The following is a 17,910-nucleotide window of genomic DNA, read 5'->3' on the forward strand; positions in this document are numbered from 1 at the left end:
TGCTGTAAGCCGGTTCGCAAGGGAGGACACGGCCGTGGGTACGGAGCAGATCCGGCGCTGGGAGTCCGGCGCGCTCGCGCACGCCGTCTCCGACCCCTTCGCGCAGGGGCCGCTGCCCTGGCTGCGCGACAGCGACCACTACTTCGAGGACGGGCAGCTCGTCCCCTGGTACGTCGACCTCCACTCCGGGCAGCGCCGCAGCGGCCTGATCCCCGCGCCGCGCGGGAAGGGCGGCGGCAGCCGGCCGAAGACCGCCGACGACGCGCACGGCCAGATCAAGGGCTTCGCCTCCGCCGGAGCGGTGGCGCCTGGCGAGTCCATCGACTTCCGGATCACGGTCAGCCCGCCGCAGCCGTTCGGCGTCGACATCTACCGCATCGGGCACTACGCGGGCGACGGCGCCGCGAAGATCACCACCAGCCCGCGGCTCTCCGGGATCGCCCAGCCGGCCCCGCTCGCCGCGGACCGCACGGTGTCCTGCCACCACTGGTGGCTGTCGTGGCGGCTGCAGGTGCCGTCGTACTGGAGCCCCGGCGCGTACGTCGCGGTCCTGACGACCGACGACGGCTACCGCTCCCATGTCCCGTTCACCGTCCGCGACTTCCACCCCGCGGACCTGCTCCTGCTGCTGCCGGACGTGACCTGGCAGGCGTACAACCTCTACCCCGAGGACGGCAGCATCGGCGCCTCGCTCTACCACGCCTGGGACGACGACGGCCGGCTCCTCGGCGAGGAGGAGGCGGCGGTGGCCGTCTCCTTCGACCGCCCCTACGCGGGCGCGGGTATGCCCCTGCACGTGGGCCACGCCTACGACTTCATCCGCTGGGCCGAGCGGTACGGCTACGACATCGCGTACGCCGACGCCCGCGATCTGCACGCCGGGCGGGTCGACCCGACGCGCTACCGGGGCCTGGTCTTCCCCGGCCACGACGAGTACTGGTCGGTGCCGATGCGCCGGAACGCCACGCTGGCCCGCGACGCGGGCACGTCGCTGGTGTTCCTCTCCGCCAACACCATGTACTGGCAGGTGGAGCTGGCCCCCTCGGTCTCCGGCGAGCCGGACCGCATCCTGCTCTGCCGCAAGCGCCAGGGGCCGGGGAAACCGCTGCTGTGGCGGGATCACGGGCTGCCCGAGCAGGAGTTGATGGGCGTCCAGTACCAGGGCCGGGTCCCCGAGCCGTATCCGCTCGTGGTGCGCAACGCGGACCACTGGCTGTGGGAGGCCACCGGGGCGCACGAGGGCGACGAGCTGACGGACCTCGTCGCCGGGGAGGCGGACCGCTACTTCCCGCGGGCGGCGCTGCCGTCGCACTCGGAGCGGATCCTGCTGGCGCACTCGCCGTACCACGACAGCGGCGGTGTGCTGCGCCACCAGGAGACGTCGCTGTACCGCGCGCCGAGCGGCGCCCTGGTCTTCGCGGCCGGCACCTTCGCCTGGTCCCCGGCCCTGGGCCGCCCCGGCCATGCGAACCCCGCCGTGCAGCGGGCCACGGCGAACCTCCTCGACCGCATCTGCAAACGGGACTGAGGCGGGGTTCGGCGCCGGTCCACCGGGCGTTCACTGCCGCGAGTCGGCCTGGGCGCGGGCGCGTTCGATGTCCGGGACGTGGCGCTCGGCCCACTCCCGGACCGCCCGCAGGGGTGTCAGCAGCGACCGGCCGAGGTCGGTGAGGGCGTACTCGACGTGCGGGGGATGGGCGGGGATCTCCGTGCGGGAGATCAGGCCGTCGTACTCCATCGCGCGCAGCGTCTCGGTGAGCGCCTTCGGGGTGATCCCCCGGATGTGCGCCTTCAGCCCGGTGAACCGCATCGGCCCCGCGTCGAGCGCGTTGACGACGAACACCGTCCAGCGTGCCCCGATCCGGTGCAGGACGGTGCGGCTGGGGCAGGTCGCGGCCATGACGTTGTAGGCCTTGCCCATGTGCGGCTCCCGGTAGCGTTGTAGATACTGATATAGAAAATATACCGTGCTGGGTCGTGACCAACTCCGTTCGTACGGCCCGTCCGACAGCCCGGCACAGCCGCTTCGTCGCGGCGATCGTCATCGAGTCGATCGGCACCGGCGCCTTCATCCCCGTAACGATGCTCTACTTCCTGGCCACGACCTCGCTGACGCTGACGCAGGTGGGCGCGGCGCTGACGACGGCCGGTCTGCTGGCGCTCCCGGCGGGTCCGCTCGTCGGCGGGCTGGTCGACCGGTACGGCGCCAGGCCCGTGCTGCAGACGGCGATCCTGGCGCAGGCGCTGGGCTTCACCGGGTACCTCGCCGTAGGCCAGGCCTGGCAGATCGCCGTCTTCGCCTGGCTGAACAGCGCCGGGCGGGCGGTGTTCTTCGGCTGCTACGGCGTGACCGTCACGGCGCTGGCCGAGCCCGGCAGGCGCGAGTACTGGTTCGGCCTCCTCGGGTCCGTGCGCAACGTCGGCTACGCGGTCGGCGGACTCCTGTCGGCCGTCGCCGTCGGGATCGGCACCCAGGGCGGCTACGCCGCGGTCGTGATCGTCAACGCCCTGTCCAACGTCGCCGCGTTCGTCCTGATGCGGGCCGTCCCGAACAGCCGGCCGGAGAAGGGCCGGGACGCCGCCGGAGGCTGGCGGCGCGTGCTCCGCGACCGGCGGTACCTGTCGGTCGTCGCCCACCAACTCTGCTTCGCGCTCTCGCTGTTCGTCCTCAACATCGCGATACCGGTCTACGCCGTGGACGTACTGGGACTGCCGGGCTGGACGGCCGGGGCGGCCTTCACGCTCAACACCCTGCTGGTCGGCTTCGGGCAGGGCGTCGTCGTCGGCCGGCTCGGCGGGCGGGTGCGCAGTCGGGTCCTGGTGGCCGCACACGCGTGCTTCGGCGCCGGCTATCTGCTGTTCCTCGGGGCCGACCGGGTGACGGCGATCGCCCTCGCCGTCGCCGTCGTACTGCTCGGTGCGGCCGTCTACACCTTCGGCGAGATCCTCGGCAGCCCCGTCACGTCCACCGTCGCCGCGGAGAGCGCGCCGGACGCGCTCCGCGGCCGGTACCTGGCCCTCAACCAGCTCGCCGTGACGGTCGCGGGAGCGGTCGCTCCGGTCACGCTCTCCGGGCTGCTGTCCACCGGGGCGGCCGCGACCTGGCTGACCCTGGCCGGCGTCGCCGCCCTGGGAGCCGTGCTCGCCACGGTGACCGGCCGCGTGGCACCGGCGGCACAGACCCGCATCGGAGGCGTCCGGCCGTCGTCCCCGCCGGCCGTCAAAGACCCAGCCCCGCCAGCTCCCGCCGGGAGCTGACGCCCAGCTTCGGGTACGCCTTGTAGAGGTGGTACTCCACGGTCCGCGGCGACAGGAACAGCTGCGCCGCGATATCGCGACTGGACGTGCCCCCCGCCGCCAGCCGCACCACCTGCAGCTCCTGAGGCGTGAGCGCCTCGAGCGGCGACACCGCACTCGAAGGCACCGGAGGGGCCGTGACGTCCCCCGCCGCCGCGAGCTCCGTGCGGACCCGGTCCGCCCACGGCCGGGCCCCCAGCCGCGTGAAGACCTCCAGGGCCTCCCGGAGGTGTGAACGCGCCTCCGACTTGCGCCGCGCCCGCCGCAGTTGCTCGCCGTACAGCAGCAGCGTGCGGGCCCGCTCGAAGGGCCGGCAGGCGTGTGCGGACTGCAGCGACACCGCTTCCTCCAACAGCGGCACATCCCCCGTCAGCAGCGCCGAGTTGCGCAGCGCGACCCCCCGCGCCCACGTCTGCCCCGACGCCTGCGCCCACGCCCCGAACCGCGCGGCGGCCTCCCGGGCGCGCGCCGCGTCCCCGAGGCGGAACGCCGCCTCGACCTCGTCCGCCGCCGCGAAGATCATCGCCGCGCTGTGCCCCGCGGCCGCGGACCGCGCCGCGGCGAGTCGGTCGACCGCCGCCTCGTACCGCCCCAGCCCCAGGTCCAGCAGACTCAGCGCCGTCACCCCGTAGTTGCCGTCGGCGGCCAGCGAGGTCGACACCAGCCGCCGCACCCGCTCCTCGTCCCCCTCGATGGCCGCGATCCGGGCGACGAGGTTGTCCAGCCGGTCGATCCGCTTGCGCAGCCCCGTGTCGCGGGCGATGGCCGCCGCCTCCGCCGCGGTCGCCTCGGCCTCGCGGTGCTCGCCGGCGTAGATCTGCTGCCGGGCCTGCACATGCAGCAGATACGGCAGCCGGCCGATCCAGCCGCGCCTGCGTGCCTGCCCGGTCATCTCCTCGACCAGCGGGACGATGAGGTCGTCCGGCAGCAGCGACGCCACCGACACCGCCTGCATCGCGGTGTGCGGGTCCTCGTCCTCCGGCACGTCCGTCACGAGTTCCGCGATCAGCGGCAGCCCGCGCGCGAAGTCGTCCTCGGCGAGCGCCGCGAGCCCCTGTACGGAGCGGTCCACGGCGGTGGCGTCGCCGAGCAGTTCGGCGGTACGGCGCAGGGACGCGCCGTCGCCCGTGAACCAGGCGTACGTCGAGGCCGTGCGCAGCATCCGCCGTACGCGCTCCTCGTGGCCGGGGACGCCGGCCAGCCGCTGCGCGTGCTCGATGAGCAGCCGCGCCGCGTCCGCCGAGCGGTCGTCCTCGAAGAGCCAGAACGAGCGGGCGTACGCCAGCTCCGCCCGCTCCACCGGATCGGCCGTCCGCCCGTACGCGTCCTCCGCCAGCCGCGCCGCCAGCTCCGCGTGCCCCGACTGCTGCGCCGCCCACGCCCCGGCCGTCAGCCGGCGCACCCGGCCAGCGGCCTCGGGGGACAGGCGCGCCGCCTGCGCGTACACGGTGGCGGCGGACGCCGCGCCGCCGCGGGCCAGCGCCCGGTCGGCGTACCCCTCCAGCCCCGCGGCCGCCTGCTCGTCGGGGCCCATCGCGGCCGCCGCCCGGTGCATGGCGACGCAGTCGTGGGACTCCTCCGCGGCGTCCGCGAGCGCCCGGTGCATCGCCACCCGGCGGGCCGTCGGCATGCTGCGGTACGCGGCGGAACGGATCAGCGGATGCCGGAACTCGATCCGGTCCGGGGCCACGGTGACCAGCCCCCGCGCCTCGGGTTCCGCGAGGTCGTCCAGGCCCACCCCGAACACGGGGGCTGCGGCGAGCAGCCCCTCCACCCGGCACTGAGTCTCCGCCGAGGCCAGCTGCAGCATCAGCCGGCTGCGCTCCGGCAGCGCCATCACCTTGGCGCGGAACGCCGCGAGCACCCGCTCCGGAGCCGCCAGCGGCGCCCCCGGCGAGGCGGGCAGCTCCTCCGCCGCGGAGGCGAACTCGGCCATGGCGAGGGGGTTCCCGTCCGAGTCGGCCATCACCCGCTCCCGGGCCGGCGCGGGCACGCCCAGCGCGTCCAGCAGCCCCAGGGCGTCCTCCCCGGCCAGCCGCGCCAGCCGCAGCGACGGCAGCCCCGCCGCGCGGAACTCGCCCTCCCGGGCGGCGAACACCATCGCCACCCCCTCGGCCGCCAGCCGCCGCGCCGCGAACAGCAGCGCCTCCGCCGACGGCTCGTCCAGCCACTGCGCGTCGTCCACCAGGCACAGCACCGGGCCGTCCTCGGCCACCTCGGCCAGCAGCGACAGCACCGCCAGGCCCGTCAGGAACCGGTCCCCGGCCCCCGTACCGCCCGCGCCCAGCGCCGTCCGCAGCGCCTCGGCCTGCGGTGCGGGCAGCGCGTCCGCCCGCCCGGCCACGGTCCGCAGCAGCTGCAGGAGACCGGCGAACGCGAGGTCCGACTCCTCCTCGAAGCCCGTGGCCCGCAGCACCGTCCACGACCCGCCGGCCGCCAGCTCCCCGGCGTACCCGAGCAGCGCGGACTTGCCGATGCCCGCCTCGCCGCACACCACCAGCGCGCCGCTCGTCCCGCCGCCGGCGGCCTCGATCAGCCGCCGCAGCTCCTGCTGTTCCGTACCCCGCCCGTACAACATCACCAAAACCCCAGGACAGTCCCCGCGGCCCGCCGCCGGTATACGGAGGGCGTCACCGGTAGCCACCAGTACCGACTACCGAAGCGCTACGGATTCGGCGGGCATTCCCGCGGACCTAGCTTCGAGGGCATGACGAACAACATCTTCGAAACCGTCCGGATCGGCCGCCACGAGCTCCCCCACCGCCTGGTCATGGCCCCGATGACCCGCTCCCGCGCCCGCTGCAGCCTGGTCGACGAGGTGACCGCCGAGTACTACGAGCAGCGCGCCGGCGCCGCCCTGATCATCACCGAGGGCACCCAGCCGTCCCCGCGCGGCCAGGGCTACATCGACACCCCGGGCATCCACAGCGCCGAGCAGATCGCCGCCTGGCGCAAGGTCACCGACGCGGTGCACGCCAAGGGCGGCGTGATCTTCCAGCAGCTGATGCACACGGGCCGGATCGGCCACCCGTACCTCTACGCGGACGGCGGGCTCCCCGAGGCGCCCTCGGCCGTCGCCTCCGGGATGCAGCTGTTCACCGCCGACCAGGGCCTGCTGGACCACCCGGAGCCGCGGGAGCTGGAGCTGGACGACATCGCCCGGCTCATCGACGAGTACACCCGGGCGGCCAGGAACTCCATCGAGGCGGGCTTCGACGGGGTGGAGCTGCACGGGGCCAACGGCTACCTCATCCACCAGTTCCTCTCCGGCAACACCAACCGCCGCACCGACGCCTACGGCGGCCCGGTGGAGAACCGCATCCGCTTCGCGGTGGAGCTCGTCCAGTCCGTCGCCGACGCCATCGGCGCCGACCGGCTCGGCATCCGCGTCTCGCCCGGCAACACCTACAACAACATGGCCGAGGAGGACTCGGCGGAGCTGTACGCGGCCCTGACCGAGGCCCTCGCCCCGTACGGCCTGGCGTACATCCACGTCCTGGAGACCTCCCGCCGGGACATCACCGAGCAGATCCGCCGCGACTGGCCGACCGCGGTGATCCTCAACCCGGCCGAGAAGCCGCTGGAGGAGGCCGGCGGCCATGCCTCGGCCCTCCTGGAGGCGGGACTGGCCGACGCGGTGTCGTACGCCCGGCTGTGGCTGGCGAACCCCGACGCCCACCGGCGGGTGCGGGCGGGCGCGCCCCTCAACCAGGACGACCCGGACAGCTACTACGGCGGCGACCACCGCGGCTACACGGACTACCCGGCCCTCGCCGACTGAGCCCGGCACCCGGGTCACCGGGCCGTCTCCGCCACCGCGGGGGAGGGGGTCCGGGGGCGGCGCCCCCGGAGTTCCCCCGGCTCCCACTCCCGCGGAGCGGACCCCGCGGGGGTGGGACCGCCCGCGATGGGCGACAATCGGTGCGTCGTAGCAACCCACCGGAGGACGTCGTGACCGGTTTCGTCGTAAAGCCCGAGCCCGCTCAGGTACCCGGCCTGGAGCATCTGCACACGGGCAAGGTGCGCGAGCTCTACCGGGATCCGCAGGGCCGTCTCGTGATGGTCGCCAGCGACCGGATGTCGGCGTACGACTGGGTGCTGCCGACGGAGATCCCCGACAAGGGCCGCGTCCTCACCCAGCTGTCGCTGTGGTGGTTCGACCAGCTCGCGGACCTCGTGCCCAACCACGTGATCTCCACCGAACTGCCCGAGGGCGCCCCCGCCGACTGGGCGGGCCGCACGCTCGTTTGCAAGCAGCTGGACATGGTGCCGGTGGAGGCCGTGGCCCGCGGCTATCTGACGGGCTCGGGACTGAAGGAGTACGACGTCTCGCGGACCGTCTGCGGCCTCGCCCTCCCCGAGGGCCTGGTCAACGGCTCCGAGCTGCCCGCGCCGATCTTCACGCCGGCGACGAAGGCGGAGGTCGGCGAGCACGACGAGAACGTGTCGTACGAGGAGGTCGCCCGCCAGGTCGGCGCCGACGTCGCGGCGGAGCTGCGGCAGACCACGCTCGCCGTGTACGGGCGGGCGCGGGAGGTCGCGCGGGACCGCGGGATCATCCTGGCGGACACGAAGTTCGAGTTCGGCTACGAGGGGGACACGCTGATCCTCGCGGACGAGGTGCTCACCCCGGACTCCTCCCGCTTCTGGCCGGCCGACGAGTGGCAGCCGGGCCGCGCCCAGCCGTCCTTCGACAAGCAGTTCGTACGGGACTGGCTGACGTCTCCCGCCTCCGGCTGGGACTACCGCGGCGAGGCCCCGCCGCCGGAGCTTCCGGCGGAGGTCGTCGAGGGCACGCGCGCCAAGTACGTGGAGGCGTACGAGCGGCTGACCCGCACGCGGTGGACGTAGGGCGGCAACAGCCCCGGCCGGCACGGCCGCCACGGCGGAATTAGTCAGACCGGGGCGGCGGGTATAGGGGTGACTTGGGCTCCGAGTCTCGTAAGGTTTGCGCCGTGGGATCTCTGCGCAATCCAATCGGCCCTCTGCCCTCCAGCATCTACTGGCGCCGAAGGGCCGTTCTGGCTGCCGTGGTTGCGCTTCTCGCCGCACTGATCGCGTGGGCGCTCACCCTCGGCGGCGGTGGCGGCGGGGGTAAGCCGAACGGCAAGGGGCCGCTGGAGACGATCACTCCGGGGCCGAGCCAGTCGGGGCCGATGATCAGCGACCGGCCGGGCGGACGGGACGACGAGGGTTCGACGGGCGGTGAGACCCCGGGGGATCCGGGTTCGTCCTCGTCGGACGGCTCCGGTTCCGGTTCCGGTTCCGGCGGTTCCGACGGATCGGCGGGCGGCGCGGGCGCGGAGTCCGGCGGCGCGGCGGGCGGCAGCGGCACGGCCGGCTTCCCGGTGGGCGACGACGGCGTGCCGGCGGGCTCGACACTCGCCGACTGCGACGGATCCGCGGTCACTTTCCAGGTCCGCGCGGTCCAGGACGAGTACGCGCCCGGCGAGAGGCCGGAGTTCAAGCTGACCGCGACCAACTCGGCCAGCAGCGCCTGCAAGTTGGCCTTCGGCCCCACGCAGGCGGTCCTCACGGTGCGGGACGCGGACGACGACGCCCGCGTCTGGTCCTCGGCGGACTGCCCCTGGACGACGAACCCGATACTGCTGGAGGTCCCGGCGGGCGGCTCGATCGACCGGACGATCGAGTGGAACGTGGTCCGCAGCGCCCCCGAGTGCGCGGACCCCACAGCCGGTTCGGTAGGCACGGGCGGCTTCGAGGTCGAACTCAAGCCGACGGGCCTCCCCTCAACCCGAGACGAGTTCACACTCAAGGCGTAACCCAGCTACCCCGAACCCCGCCCCCGGCGAACACCGCCGCGGGGCAGAGGCGGAGCCCCGAGAGTTCGACAAACGCTGACGCACCCCCGCCCCGCCTCACGCCCCCTGCCGGAGGGCTGGGGCGAAGCCCCGGGTGCTGCGGGGCCGATCCCGATCCGCCCTACGCAACCACGTTGCCCCACGGAGGTCTGGGGGGCGGAGCCCCAGGTCTCGTCGGGTGCCGATGCACACCCGCCCCCGTCTTGCGCAGGCCCTGCCTGGGGGTTGGGGGCGAGGCTCCGGGTGCTGTGGGGTGTGTCGCGCACCCATCGGCCTTACTTAGCCGCGTTGCCAGGGGCTGGGGCGTTGCCCCGGGAGGTTCGGGGCGTTGTCCCAGGGTTCTGCGGGGCGCTGTTGTGCACCCGTCCCCGTCTCGCGCAATCCCTGCCTGGGAGTTGGGAGCGAAGCCCCGGGCGCTGTGGGGTGTGTCGCGCGGTCATCCGCTTCGCTCAGCCGCGTTGCCCCAGGGGGTTCGGGGCGGAGCCCCGGGATCTGCGGGTGCTGACGCGCACCCGCCCCGCCTTACACAACCCCCCCGCCCCGGGGGCCGGGGGCGAAGCCCCCGGGTGGTGTGGGGCCCGCCGCACCCGTCCGCCGTGCGCAACCACGTGCCCCGTGGGGGTCTGGGGGCGGAGCCCCCAGGTCTGTTGAAGGGCGTACCCCCCGCCGGAGGCTAGACGTAGCGTTCGAGGATCGACGACTCCGCCAGCCGCGACAGCCCCTCGCGGACCGAGCGCGCGCGGGCCTCGCCCACGCCGTCCACCGTCTGCAGGTCGTCGACGCTCGCCGCGAGCAGCTTCTGCAGGCCGCCGAAGTGCTCCACCAGGCGGTCGATGACCAGGCCCGGGATCCGCGGGACCTTCGCGAGGAGCCGGTAACCCCGGGGGGACACCGCCGAGTCGAGGGTCTCGGGCGAGCCCGAGTAGCCCAGCGCCCGGGCCACGCCGGGGAGTTCCAGCAGCTCCGCGTGGGAGAGCCGGTCCAGCTCAGCGACCGCCTCGGGGACCGTGCGCTGGCGCTTGCCCGTGCGCTCGGGCACGTAGTCCCGGACGACCAGCTCCCGCTCCGGCTCCACGCCCGCGATCAGCTCGTCCAGCTGGAGGGAGAGCAGCCGGCCGTCCGTGCCGAGCTCCACGACGTACTCCGCGATCTCCGTGGCGATACGGCGCACCATCTCCAGCCGCTGCGAGACCGCGGAGACGTCCCGGACGGTCACCAGGTCCTCGATCTCGAGGGCCGAGAGCGTGCCCGCCACCTCGTCCAGGCGGAGCTTGTAGCGCTCCAGTGTGGCGAGCGCCTGGTTGGCCCGGGACAGGATCGCCGCCGAGTCCTCCAGCACGCGGCGGTGCCCGTCGACGTACAGGGCGATCAGCCGCATCGACTGGCTGACGGAGACCACCGGGAAGCCCGACTGGATCGAGACCCGCTGCGCCGTGCGGTGCCGGGTGCCCGTCTCCTCCGTGGGGATCGAGGCGTCGGGCAGCAGCTGGACGCCCGCGCGCAGGATCTTCCCGATGTCCTTGTCGAGGACCACGCCGCCGTCCAGCTTGCACAGTTCGCGCAGCCGCGTGGCGGAGAAGTCGACGTCGAGGACGAAACCGCCGGAGCAGATCTCCTCCACGGTCTTGTCCATACCGAGCACGATCAGTCCGCCCGTGTTCCCGCGCAGCACCCGCTCCAGGCCGTCGCGCAGCCCCGTGCCGGGCGCCACGGCGCTCAGCGCGCTGCGCATCTTCAGGCCGTCGGAACCCGGGCCGGAGCCGGCTCTGCCGGGAGCCGACACCCGGTCGTTGACTGCCACTTCGACTCCTCCGCTGGGGGCCGGGGGCGCGCCCCCGGTTCAGCGCCGCATGCGCTGGACGGGCTAGGCCATGTACAAGGGGTACAAAGTCTACCGGCGGGCGTCCCCGGACATCCGGGGCTCCTGGGGTGCGGTGCCCTCGGAGGGGCCGGACGGGCCCTGCCGGGGGCGGGACTTGCGCCGCGGCAGGGCCTGAAGCGCGTCCCCTATGTCCGCTACCTCCCGAACCTGGATGCCCGGCGGGATCTTGCCCGGATCGGCCGGGACCAGCGCGTGCGTGAAGCCGAGCCGGGCCGCCTCGGCCAGCCGGCGGGAGACGCCCGTCACCCGCCGGACCTCCCCGGCGAGGCCCACCTCGCCGATCGCGACGAGGTTCTTGGGCAGCGGGGTGTCGGAGGCGGCGCTCGCGAGGGCCAGCGCGACGGCGAGGTCCGCGGCCGGTTCGGAGAGCTTCACGCCACCGACCGTCGCGCTGTAGATGTCCCGCTTGGACAGGGCGGCGATCTGGCCGCGCTGCTCCAGTACGGCCAGCATCATCGACACCCGGGACGTCTCCAGACCCGAGGTGGTGCGGCGCGGGGAGGGGATCTGGGAGTCGACGGTGAGCGCCTGGACCTCGGCGACCAGCGGGCGGCGGCCCTCCAGCGTCACGGTGAGACAGGTGCCGGGGACCGGCTCGTCGCGGCGGGTGAGGAACAGGCCGCTGGGGTCCGCCAGACCCGTGATCCCCTCGTCGTGCAGCTCGAAGCAGCCGACCTCGTCGGTGGCCCCGTAGCGGTTCTTCACACCGCGTACGAGACGCAGGCGCGCGTGCCGGTCGCCCTCGATCTGCAGCACCACGTCCACCAGGTGCTCCAGCAGCCGGGGGCCGGCGATCGCGCCGTCCTTCGTGACGTGGCCGACCAGGATCGTCGACATGCCGCGCTCCTTGGAGGCGCGGATCAGGGCGCCCGCGACCTCGCGCACCTGCGCCATGCCGCCGGGGGCGCCGTCGATCTCGCCGGAGGCGACGGTCTGCACGGAGTCCAGGACCAGCAGGGACGGCTTCACCTCGTCGAGGTGGCCGAGGACGGTGGCCAGGTCCGTCTCGGCCGCCAGGTAGAGGTGGTCGCTGAGGGCGTTGATGCGGTCGGCGCGCAGCCGGACCTGGCCCGCGGACTCCTCGCCCGTGACGTACAGGGTGCGGCGCTCGGCGTCGGCCGCCTTCGCGGCGACGTCCAGCAGCAGCGTGGACTTGCCGACGCCCGGCTCGCCCGCCATCAGGATCACCGCCCCGGGCACCAGACCGCCGCCCAGCACCCGGTCCAGCTCGGGCACGCCGGTGCCGCGGGCCTCGGCCCGGGTCCCGTCGACCTGGGCGATCGGCAGCGCGGCCGTCGTCACGCGGGTGGCCGCCGTCGTACGCACCTGGGGGGCGCCGGTCTCCTCGATCGTGCCCCACGCCTGGCACTCCGGGCAGCGCCCCAGCCACTTCGCGGTGGTCCAGCCGCATTCGGAGCACCGGTAGGAGGGCCGGTCCTTGCCGGCGGTCTTTCGCTGAGCCATGCGCGCCACGGTATCCGCCGGGTCTGACATCCCGCCCCCGGCGGCCCGGAGCGCGTCCCGCCCGGCGCGCGCCCCTGTCCGCCGCGCGCCCCCCGGAACGCTCCCTTCCTGTCCCCGATCGAAGGATCACATCACCCATCAGGGTGAGTTGGGTCAAACCCTCCGGATGCATCCGCCAGAATCCGCCTACCGTCACGGGGGTGACAAGCAGCAGGCCTGACCCACCGCGCACCCGAGGCGCACACGCCGGGGACACCCCCCGGCGCCGTACCGCGGAACAGCCCATACCGCAGGAGCCCCCCGCGGCCTACGACCCGTACCTGGACGGGCTGTTCACGTACTGCCTCTCCGTGCTCTGCGACCACGACGAGGCGATCGCCGCGCTCGGCGACGTCCTCGCGATCGCCGAGCGCCGCTCCCGTCGCGGCCGCGCCGCGGACCGGGAGGGCGGTCCGGCCGGGCTGCGCCCCTGGCTGTACGGGCTGGCCCGGTGGGCCTGTCTGCGCCGGATGACCCGGAAGGAACGGTCCCGCACCCCGGACCGCACCGCGCCCGTCGCCGCGGACGCCGTCGACCAGCGCCGCCGGGAGCTGGCCCGCCTCGCCTGGCCGGAGGCCGCCGGCACGTCCCCCGAGCAGCGTGAGGCGCTGGAGCTGGCCGTACGCCACGGGCTGCCGCCGGACGAGGTCGCCGCCGTCCTCGGCCTGGACGCGTACGCCGCCCGCGAGCTGCTCTCCCGCGCCGCCTGCGAGGTGGAGCGCACCCAGGCCGCGCTGGCGGTCGTCGAGCGCGGCAGCTGCCCGGCCGTGGCCCGGCTGGCCGGCGACACCGAGGTGCTGCTGGGCGCCGCCCTGCGCCGCGAGCTGGTCCGGCACGTCGACGACTGCCCCGACTGCCGCCGTACCGCGGAGCGCGCGGGCGCCGCGGCCGGCTGGCCCGGCTCGCTGGGCTGGATGGCCTCCGCCGCCGCCCCGCGCGACGCCGCCGCCGGCCGGCTGCCGGTGGTGCCCGCGCCGCGCGCCGCCGCCCACGCCGCGATGCTGTACGCCCAGCGCACCCGGCCCGTCCACGCCCCCCGCTACGACCGCACGGGCTTCCCGCAGGACCCGAAGATCCGCGCCGCCCGCCGCGACCGGCTGCGCAACCGCGCCATCACGTCCACGGTGGTGGCCACGGTCGTCGCCGCGCCCGTGCTGGCCCTCTGGGCCGCGTACCGGGGCGCTCCCGCGGACGCGGGCAGCCAGAGCGCGTTCCCGGCGGCGAGCGACCGGGCGGACGGCCCGCAGGAGCTGGACGGCGAGCCGGTGGAGAAGGCGGGCAGCGCCCAGGAGGCGCCCTCGCCGCGCTACACCGCCGGCAGCAGGACGCCGGACGTGTCCGTGGAGGTCATCGACAGCGGCGGCCCCGTCGACCGCCCCGGCACGGGCCCCGGCCGGCTCACCGTCGAGGCCATGCCCCGCGGCGACGCCACGGTCATCACCCTGCACGCCTCGGGCGGCACCGCGGTGCGCTGGCAGGCGTGGTCGGACGCCTCGTGGCTGACGTTCAGCAGGACCTCGGGCACGCTGTTCCCGGGTCAGAGCACGACGATCACGGTGTCCGTCGACCCGGCCCGCGAGCCGCGCGGCGACTGGAGCGCGCGGGTCTTCGTCGGCCCGTCGGGCGCGGAGATCCTGCTGTACGGCCGCGGCGACAGCCCCACGTCCCCGCCCCCGTCGTCGGAGCCCCCGCCGTCGTCGAGCCCTCCGCCGACGACGACCCCGCCTCCCGACCCGGACCCGACGACCCCGCCGCCCACGGGCGACCCGACCACCCCGCCCCCGTCGTCGGAGCCCCCGCCGAGCAGCGACCCGACGCCGACCAGCGACCCGACGACCGGCGGCGACCCGTCGCCGTCGGCCGTCGACCCGTCACCCTCGGGCGGCTGAACAAACGACAGAACCCCTCACGGACCCGGTCCGTGAGGGGTTCCGCCGTGCTGGGATCAGCCGAGCCTGCTCACATCCCGCACCGCGCCCTTGTCGGCGCTCGTCGCCATCGCCGCGTACGCCCGCAGAGCCGCCGACACCTTCCGCTCCCGGTCCTTCGGGGCGTACACCCCGCCCAGCGCCTCGCGGCGGGCGGCCAGCACGTCCTGCGGCACCACCAGCTCGATCGACCGGCTCGGGATGTCGATCCGGATCAGGTCGCCGTCCTCGACCAGCGCGATCGTGCCGCCCGACGCCGCCTCCGGCGACGCGTGGCCGATCGACAGCCCGGACGTACCGCCGGAGAACCGGCCGTCCGTGACCAGCGCGCAGCTCTTGCCGAGCCCGCGGCCCTTCAGGAAGGACGTCGGGTAGAGCATCTCCTGCATACCGGGACCGCCGCGGGGGCCCTCGTACCGGATGACGACGACGTCACCCTCCTTGATCTGCTTGCCGAGGATCTTGTCGCACGCCTCCTCCTGCGACTCGCAGACCACCGCGGGCCCCTCGAAGGTGAGGATGGAGGCGTCCACGCCGGCCGTCTTCACCACGCAGCCGTCCTCCGCGAGGTTGCCGCGCAGCACGGCCAGCCCGCCGTCCTTGCTGTACGCGTGCTCCACGGAGCGGATGCAGCCGCCGGCCGCGTCCGTGTCCAGGGACTCCCACCGCTCCGACTGCGAGAAGGCGGTCGCCGAGCGCACGCAGCCGGGGGCGGCGTGCCACAGCTCCACGGCCTCGGCCGCGGGGGAGCCGCCGCGCACGTCCCACTGCTTCAGCCAGTCGGCGAGGGAGTCGGCGTGGACGGCGTGCACGTCCTCGTTGAGCAGCCCGCCCCGGTACAGCTCGCCCAGGATCGCCGGGATGCCGCCGGCCCGGTGCACGTCCTCCATGTAGTACGTGCCCTGCGGCGCGACGTTCGGGGCGACCTTCGCCAGGCACGGCACCCGGCGGGAGACCGCGTCGATCTCGTCGAGGCCGAAGTCCAGGCCCGCCTCCTGGGCGGCGGCCAGCAGGTGCAGGATCGTGTTGGTGGAGCCGCCCATGGCGATGTCCAGCGCCATCGCGTTCTCGAACGCGGCGCGGGTGGCGATGTTGCGGGGCAGGACGGTCTCGTCGTCCTGCTCGTAGTAGCGCCGGGCCAGCTCCACGACGTTGCGGCCGGCCTCCTCGTACAGCGCCCGGCGGGCGGTGTGGGTGGCCAGCACGGAGCCGTTGCCCGGCAGGGAGAGGCCGATGGCCTCGGTGAGGCAGTTCATCGAGTTCGCGGTGAACATCCCGGAGCAGGAGCCACACGTCGGACAGGCGTTCTCCTCGATGCGCAGCACGTCCGCGTCGGAGACCGAGTCGTTGGCCGCGTCCACCATGGCGTCGATCAGGTCCAGCTTGCGCACGGTGCCGTCCACCAGCGTCGCCCGGCCGGCCTCCATCGGGCCGCCGGAGACGAAGACGACCGGGATGTTCAGCCGCAGGGCGGCCATCAGCATGCCCGGGGTGATCTTGTCGCAGTTGGAGATGCAGATCAGCGCGTCGGCGCAGTGCGCCTCGACCATGTACTCCACGGAGTCGGCGATCAGGTCGCGCGAGGGCAGGCTGTAGAGCATGCCGCCGTGGCCCATCGCGATGCCGTCGTCCACGGCGATGGTGTTGAACTCCCGGGGGACCGCCCCCGCGGCCTTGATCGCGTCCGAGACGATCCGGCCCACCGGCGCGAGGTGGGTGTGGCCGGGGACGAACTCGGTGAAGCTGTTGGCGACCGCGATGATCGGCTTGCCGATGTCCTCGTTCGCTACACCGGAGGCCCGCATAAGCGCGCGGGCGCCCGCCATGTTGCGGCCGTGGGTGACGGTACGGGACCTCAGCGCGGGCATCAGTGCCTCCCGGAGCAGATCAAGACGTGGAGCTTACGAGCCTACGCCCCGCGCTCAGGATCCGGACCCGGTGTCCGGGATGCGGACCCCGTAGGGGTGCCCCGCCGCCGGCGGTCAGGCCGGCGGATCCGTCAGATGGTGCTGCACCACCGGCGCCAGCCGCCGGATCAGCTCCTCGACGTCCGCCGAGGCCAGCGGCTCGACCTTGATGATGTAGCGCAGCATCGCCGTCCCCACCAGCTGCGCCACCGCCAGCTCCGCGCGCAGCTCCGCGTTCGGGCCGGGCAGCTGCGGGGCGACGCGCTTGAGGACGTTCCGTACGACCATCCGCCGGAAGATCGCGGCGGCCGTCTCGTTGTTCATCGCCGAGCGGATGACGGCGAGCAGCGGCTCGCGGGTGAAGGCGTTCTCCCAGACGCCGAACATGAACCGCGTCAGCCGCTCGCCGGCGCCGTCCAGCGGTCCGGAGAGCATCACGTCGGGGATGGACAGCGCGGGCTGGGCGGCGTCCTCCAGGGCGGACTCGAAGACCTGCTCCTTCGGCCCGAAGTAGTGGTGCACCAGCGCCGGGTCCACCTCCGCGCGCTTGGCGATGCCGCGGATGGACGCCTTGTCGTAACCCCGCTCGGCGAACTCCGTCCGCGCGGCCGTGAGGATCCGCTCGCGGGTGCTGGGGCCGTCGGGGGAGTCCGTACGGGACGGGCGTCCCGGCCGCCGGCGGGGGGACTCCGCAGCGGTCATCGCGGCATCCGCAGCCCGTGGTGCCCGGCCGGTCCCGCCTCCCGCGGGGCGGCGGCCGCCAGATTGAGCCGGGTGAAGGCCAGCGCCTCCGCCAGATCGGCCTCGCGTTCGGCGGCGGACATCGCGCGCCGGGTGTTCACCTCGACGACCACGTGCCCGCTGAACCCGGACGCCGCGAGCCGCTCCAGCAGCTCCGCACACGGCTGCTTGCCGCGCCCCGGCACCAGGTGCTCGTCCTTGCCGGAGCCCGAACCGTCCGCGAGATGCACGTGCGCCAGCCGGTCGCCCATCCGCTCCACCATCTCCAGCGCGTCGTTGCGGGCGGTCGCGGTGTGCGAGAGGTCGACGGTGAAGTGCCGGTAGTCCTGGTTGGCGACGTCCCAGTCCGGGGCGTACGCGAGCATCTCCCGGTCGCGGTAGCGCCACGGGTACATGTTCTCGACGGCGAACCGGACGTCCGTCTCGTCCGCCATCCGCCAGATCCCGTCGACGAACTCCTTGGCGTACTGCCGCTGCCAGCGGAACGGCGGATGCACCACGACCGTCGAGGCCCCCAGCCGCTCGGCGGCCGACCTCGCCCGCTGCAGCTTCTCCCACGGGTCCTTGGACCACACCCGCTGCGTGATCAGCAGACAGGGCGCGTGTACGGCGAGCACCGGCACCTGGTGGTAGTCGGACAGCCGGCGCAGGGCGTCGATGTCCTGGCTGACGGGATCCGTCCAGACCATGACCTCGACGCCGTCGTACCCGAGGCGTGCGGCCGTCTCGAAGGCCGTTGCCGTCGGCTCCGGGTAGACCGAGGCCGTGGACAGCGCGACCTTCGCGTCGGGGATTCGAACCTCGGTAGACGGTGCCACGCAGACAGACTA

The 17,910-nt window shown here is 74.1% G+C and carries 13 protein-coding genes; 6 read left to right on the forward strand and 7 right to left on the reverse strand.

Features of this window, described 5'->3' with window-relative positions; genetic code table 11:
* The first annotated feature begins 34 nt into the window (after positions 1–34).
* A complete protein-coding gene (locus AB0M28_RS24490) occupies positions 35–1,528 on the forward strand; it encodes a N,N-dimethylformamidase beta subunit family domain-containing protein (RefSeq protein ID WP_365408751.1) in 1,494 nt (497 codons plus the stop codon).
* 30 nt (positions 1,529–1,558) lie between these two features.
* On the opposite strand, the gene AB0M28_RS24495 is transcribed toward AB0M28_RS24490, so the two are convergent.
* Complete coding sequence (locus tag AB0M28_RS24495) at positions 1,559–1,921, reverse strand: helix-turn-helix domain-containing protein (RefSeq protein ID WP_365408754.1); 363 nt, start codon at positions 1,919–1,921, stop codon at positions 1,559–1,561.
* A 56-nt stretch (positions 1,922–1,977) separates the two neighbouring features.
* On the opposite strand from AB0M28_RS24495, the gene AB0M28_RS24500 reads away from it, so the two are divergent.
* Positions 1,978–3,258, forward strand: coding sequence for an MFS transporter (locus tag AB0M28_RS24500; RefSeq protein ID WP_365408757.1), 1,281 nt, complete (start codon positions 1,978–1,980; stop codon positions 3,256–3,258).
* Here the strand turns inward: AB0M28_RS24500 and AB0M28_RS24505 are convergent.
* Entirely contained in the window at positions 3,221–5,875 is a 2,655-nt protein-coding gene (locus AB0M28_RS24505; RefSeq protein WP_365408760.1) for an AAA family ATPase, read from the reverse strand. The genes AB0M28_RS24500 and AB0M28_RS24505 overlap by 38 nt on opposite strands.
* Positions 5,876–6,004: 129 nt before the next feature.
* Here AB0M28_RS24505 and AB0M28_RS24510 point away from each other — a divergent pair, with 129 nt between their 5' ends.
* The 3 genes from AB0M28_RS24510 (at position 6,005) to AB0M28_RS24520 (ending at position 9,080) form a co-directional block, all read left to right on the forward strand.
* The gene (locus AB0M28_RS24510; protein WP_365408763.1) at positions 6,005–7,078 is read left to right on the forward strand and encodes an alkene reductase; all 1,074 of its coding nucleotides are present in this window, start codon (positions 6,005–6,007) and stop codon (positions 7,076–7,078) included.
* A gap of 170 nt (positions 7,079–7,248) precedes the next feature.
* Entirely contained in the window at positions 7,249–8,148 is a 900-nt protein-coding gene (locus tag AB0M28_RS24515) for a phosphoribosylaminoimidazolesuccinocarboxamide synthase (RefSeq protein ID WP_365408766.1), read from the forward strand.
* A gap of 179 nt (positions 8,149–8,327) precedes the next feature.
* Positions 8,328–9,080 (forward strand): hypothetical protein, encoded by a 753-nt coding sequence (locus AB0M28_RS24520; RefSeq protein WP_365408769.1) that lies wholly within the window; start codon positions 8,328–8,330, stop codon positions 9,078–9,080.
* A 712-nt stretch (positions 9,081–9,792) separates the two neighbouring features.
* Here AB0M28_RS24520 and disA read toward each other — a convergent pair.
* Entirely contained in the window at positions 9,793–10,920 is a 1,128-nt protein-coding gene (disA, locus tag AB0M28_RS24525; RefSeq protein ID WP_365408772.1) for a DNA integrity scanning diadenylate cyclase DisA, read from the reverse strand.
* A 90-nt stretch (positions 10,921–11,010) separates the two neighbouring features.
* Complete coding sequence (gene radA / locus AB0M28_RS24530) at positions 11,011–12,465, reverse strand: DNA repair protein RadA (RefSeq protein ID WP_365408775.1); 1,455 nt, start codon at positions 12,463–12,465, stop codon at positions 11,011–11,013.
* 200 nt (positions 12,466–12,665) lie between these two features.
* Here radA and AB0M28_RS24535 point away from each other — a divergent pair, with 200 nt between their 5' ends.
* On the forward strand, positions 12,666–14,393 hold the full coding sequence (locus AB0M28_RS24535; RefSeq protein ID WP_365408778.1) for a sigma-70 family RNA polymerase sigma factor: 1,728 nt from the start codon (positions 12,666–12,668) through the stop codon (positions 14,391–14,393).
* A 56-nt stretch (positions 14,394–14,449) separates the two neighbouring features.
* Here the strand turns inward: AB0M28_RS24535 and ilvD are convergent, their stop codons facing one another.
* The 3 genes from ilvD to AB0M28_RS24550 form a co-directional block, all read right to left on the reverse strand.
* Entirely contained in the window at positions 14,450–16,300 is a 1,851-nt protein-coding gene (gene ilvD, locus AB0M28_RS24540) for a dihydroxy-acid dehydratase (RefSeq protein WP_365408781.1), read from the reverse strand.
* A 114-nt stretch (positions 16,301–16,414) separates the two neighbouring features.
* Positions 16,415–17,041, reverse strand: a complete 627-nt coding sequence (locus tag AB0M28_RS24545) for a TetR family transcriptional regulator (RefSeq protein WP_365408784.1) — start codon at positions 17,039–17,041, stop codon at positions 16,415–16,417.
* The gene (locus tag AB0M28_RS24550) at positions 17,038–17,898 is read right to left on the reverse strand and encodes a sugar phosphate isomerase/epimerase (protein WP_365408787.1); all 861 of its coding nucleotides are present in this window, start codon (positions 17,896–17,898) and stop codon (positions 17,038–17,040) included. Before AB0M28_RS24550 ends, AB0M28_RS24545 begins: the two co-directional genes overlap by 4 nt.
* Positions 17,899–17,910: the final 12 nt, after the last annotated feature.

The sequence above is a fragment of the Streptomyces sp. NPDC051940 genome, assembly GCF_040680895.1.
GTDB lineage: Bacteria > Actinomycetota > Actinomycetes > Streptomycetales > Streptomycetaceae > Streptomyces.

Coding starts and splice junctions, on each gene's coding strand:
- AB0M28_RS24495 (WP_365408754.1), bottom strand. CDS start 1,921: ATGGGCAAGGCCTACAACGTCATGGCCGCGACCTGCCCCAGCCGCACC.
- AB0M28_RS24505 (WP_365408760.1), bottom strand. CDS start 5,875: ATGTTGTACGGGCGGGGTACGGAACAGCAGGAGCTGCGGCGGCTGATC.
- AB0M28_RS24510 (WP_365408763.1), top strand. CDS start 6,005: ATGACGAACAACATCTTCGAAACCGTCCGGATCGGCCGCCACGAGCTC.
- radA (WP_365408775.1), bottom strand. CDS start 12,465: ATGGCTCAGCGAAAGACCGCCGGCAAGGACCGGCCCTCCTACCGGTGC.
- ilvD (WP_365408781.1), bottom strand. CDS start 16,300: ATGCCCGCGCTGAGGTCCCGTACCGTCACCCACGGCCGCAACATGGCG.
- AB0M28_RS24545 (WP_365408784.1), bottom strand. CDS start 17,041: ATGACCGCTGCGGAGTCCCCCCGCCGGCGGCCGGGACGCCCGTCCCGT.